The sequence below is a fragment of the Actinoplanes sp. ATCC 53533 genome, assembly GCF_003947245.1.
Genome location: NZ_QHHV01000382.1, coordinates 1 through 3,296 on the forward strand (window position 1 = coordinate 1; position 3,296 = coordinate 3,296).

The window sequence follows — 3,296 nt, forward strand, 5'->3', positions numbered from 1 at the left end:
CACAATCGACCGCCTTCGCCCGCTATTGCTCGCCGCGCAGGAGCACCCTGATGACGATGGCGCCTCAGAACTCGCAGGTCGCATTGCTACCCTCCAGGGAGGATGACAAGCAGGACATCACCGCCCGGCGCGCGGATCACGGATGAGCGGCTGCACGCCGTGCTTGCCGGCGTGCAGACAATAGCTGGCGTCGATGTGACCGGCGCGCAGCTGATCAAGTTCACCAACAACGCGGTCTTCGCCCTACCGGCCGCTGGCGTGGTCGTGCGGATCGCCGCATCGGCGACGATGGCCGACCGGGTTGACAAGGTCATTCGGATTGCCCGTTGGCTTGAGCAAGGTGACGTGCCAGCAGTTCGGCTCCTCGACTTGGACCAGCCGCTGACCATCGACGGCCTGCACGTCACTCTGTGGGACGAGATCCCCGTCGGTGGTCCCGTGCCAACCGGCGGTGACCTGGCCGTTATCCTGAGGCAGTGGCACCAGCTCACGCCGCCCGAAGGGGGCCTGCCCGCGTGGGCTCCGATGGCGGAGATTCGCAGCCGGCTAACCGAACCGGACGGGGTGGGCACCGAGGACCTGGCCTACCTGTATGACGAGTGCGACCGGCTAGAGGAGCAGCTAGGGCGCCTGTCGTACGAGCTACCGGTCGGTCCGATCCACGGTGACGCCTTCATGGGGAACCTGATCGACGGTGCGACAGGGCCGGTGATCTGCGACTTTGATTCCAGCAGCGACGGGCCGCGGGAATGGGATCTGGTCCCACTCGCGGTCGGCAAGCTGCGATTCGATTACCCGGGCGACGACTATGGGGCACTGGCGCGTGGGTATGGCTTCGACGTGATCACTTGGTCGGGGTTCCCAGTTCTGCGCCGGCTGAGAGAGCTGAAGCTTGTGACCAGTCTTGTCCCAGTCCTCGGCAGCCGCGCTGTGCTGCGTCCGCAGTGGCAGCAACGACTGGACACTTACCGCAACGGGGACCAGAAGACACGCTGGTCGACCTATATACGGGCAGCCTGATCTTCGCTGTCGACTCAGCAATACGGCCACGTTGCTCGCCCGTAAGACCTTGGTCGTCTGCCGGGCCTGCCATGAGTACGTCCACGCCGAGCGTCCCATACGACAACCGCGAGCTGCGCTGAGAGCCGGATGCCACGGAAATACGCGTTCAGAGCCGGCCAACTGCACTTCTACCGCTCGCACGCACTCACCACGCTCGGCGAGAGCCGCGCCGCCTGGCAGGCCCAAGACGACGCCATCGCCGCATTCGGCCCCGGCGAACGCCTCGACCCCACCCTGGTACGCCTCGACCGGGCCCTGTGCATGGTCCACGTGTTCTCTCTTGGGTTTTTTGGCCCCACAACTCCAGGGTTTTGTGGCCCCACATCCGAAGCCTGATGCGAATACGTCGATCGGAACTCCAGCTCCAACTGGCCCCAGCAATCCCATTCCGTGGAACGGCCGTATGGCTGGCCGCAGGGAGCTGCGACATCGACAGGGGCCAGCGTCCCCAGGTGTGGCCGTGCCCGCTCGCTACAGCGGGACCGAGGGACTCGGTGGCAAGCCGGCCGCAGGCCGGTGCGGCAGCACCTCGGCCCCCGAGTCGCTCGATGCGGGTGGGGCCACGGTGACGCTGCCATGCATCGACAGGCTTGTGGCGTCTGGAGCATTTGGCGACGACTTGGTGGGGCCAAGATCCTCTGGAGTTGTGGGGCCAGAAAACCCCAGCAAAATCAGTCCACGACGGCGACATCACCCCCGCCTACCGGCCGGTCATCGTGCTGCGCCGCGCCCAATCGATCGCCGACGCCATCCCCACCGCACGCCGCGGCACACCGATCGTCCGGGCCCTGCACGAAGTCCTCGTCATCAGCGCCGGCTCGGCCCACTGACCGACATGATGTGCCCGGACAAGGCGTTCTGGTGGCAGGACTGGCACAACCGCATCAAGACCTAGCGATCCCGCGAGACCGGCATGTGGCTGGTCTCCGCCGACTACCACCACCGAGGCCGAGCAGCGAGCCTGCTCGCCGGACCGCGGCAGCCGCGACATCGCTGCGGACGGGTCGCCGCCTATTCGTCGGGTAGTCCGGCATGTTCGTAGGCCTCGAAGATGTCCGCGTCGGTCTCGCGCTGCCAGGCAGGTAGCACTTCCCATGGCGCGACGTACGCAGGCTTCGGGTCCGCGACGTGTCGGTGTATGCAGCCAGCCCACGCCGCAGCGACGAACTGGCCCTTCTGCTCACGAGACAGCCGGGCTGCGAGTCCGTCGGTGTCGGCCAGCAGCCGCTGAATCAGACCTTCGACGGTCGCCGCGCTGGCACGCTCCCAGTCGGGCGTCTGCTCCCACGGGGTGACGTACCCGGGTTTCGGCTCGCCGAGGTAATGCCGATGGACGCCCGCGATCCAGGCTTCGCGGAATCGTCGTCCGGGCTCTTCGGGTTCTGCCACCTCGGGTTCCTCTCTGTCCGTGAGCAGGCCGTTTCTACCTGCGGGCAAGCGCAGCGATCTGGCTGTCGAGGTGTTTAACGTAGCGATCCCGCCGCAAGGGGATCAGACGGGGGCGCAGGTTGGTCAACTGCCGGACGAGAACACCGGAAGCGGTGTTGCGGGCGTGGTCCAGGGCGGCGAATCCGTGGGTGACAGTTTTGGTGTTGTCGCGCTGCATCGCGCCGGCCGAGGCGAGGGCGATCAGGGTCAAGCCGCGGCGACGGGCCGGCTGCGGGCGATCGAGTAGCCGGGTGAGTAGGGGCTCCGCTAGGTCGGGGCGCTGTTGGGATAGATAGCAGGAGGCCCGGTCTTCGGGAAGTCTGCTGCCGTCGAAGCGCAGCCATCCACCGTTGTGAGGTCGTGGCATCCCATGAACTTTTTCGGCCAGTTCGAGGGCCTGGTCGCATCCTTTGGCGTCACCGGTTGCCGCCAGGGCCTGTGCGAGTACGTCAGCGGCCCAGTGGCGGGTTGACAGCGCGCTGTTGCCGTTGCGGGCCAGGCGAAGCGCGAGTCGCAGCATGGGTACCGCGTCGGCGTGCTGGCCGCCGTAGACGCTGACGTAGGAGTGCCTGATCATGGCGCAGGCCCACAGGTCAGCGGCATTGGCTTGCTGCGCGGCGGAGGCGGCTATGGCGTAGCAGTGTTCGGCGTCGCCATGCCGGTTGAGATCGAACATGACCTCGCCGGCGATTTGGTAGGCGTCGGCGAGCATGGTGCAGATACTCGTGCGCATGTCGAGGTGCTGCGGTCGGACCGCGGCGTCGGTCAACCGTCGGATCTGGGATCGAACCTGTGCGTAGATCGTG

Annotated in this window: 3 protein-coding genes and 1 pseudogene; 2 read left to right on the forward strand and 2 right to left on the reverse strand. The window is 66.5% G+C overall.

Features of this window, described 5'->3' with window-relative positions; all coding sequences use genetic code 11:
* Window positions 1-102: 102 nt before the first annotated feature.
* Complete coding sequence (locus DMB66_RS57760) at window positions 103-1,020, forward strand: phosphotransferase enzyme family protein (protein ID WP_125812451.1); 918 nt, start codon at window positions 103-105, stop codon at window positions 1,018-1,020.
* Between the two features lie 686 nt (window positions 1,021-1,706).
* Complete coding sequence (locus DMB66_RS57765) at window positions 1,707-1,892, forward strand: hypothetical protein (protein ID WP_125812452.1); 186 nt, start codon at window positions 1,707-1,709, stop codon at window positions 1,890-1,892.
* A gap of 181 nt (window positions 1,893-2,073) precedes the next feature.
* On the opposite strand, the gene DMB66_RS57770 is transcribed toward DMB66_RS57765, so the two are convergent.
* Window positions 2,074-2,451: a hypothetical protein gene (locus tag DMB66_RS57770; protein ID WP_125812453.1), complete on the reverse strand. Its 378-nt coding sequence runs from the start codon at window positions 2,449-2,451 to the stop codon at window positions 2,074-2,076.
* Window positions 2,452-2,485: 34 nt separating this feature from the next.
* Window positions 2,486-3,296: pseudogene (locus DMB66_RS65030) on the reverse strand (transcriptional regulator); the annotation flags it as partial.

Coding starts and splice junctions, on each gene's coding strand:
- DMB66_RS57760 (WP_125812451.1), top strand. CDS start 103: ATGACAAGCAGGACATCACCGCCCGGCGCGCGGATCACGGATGAGCGG.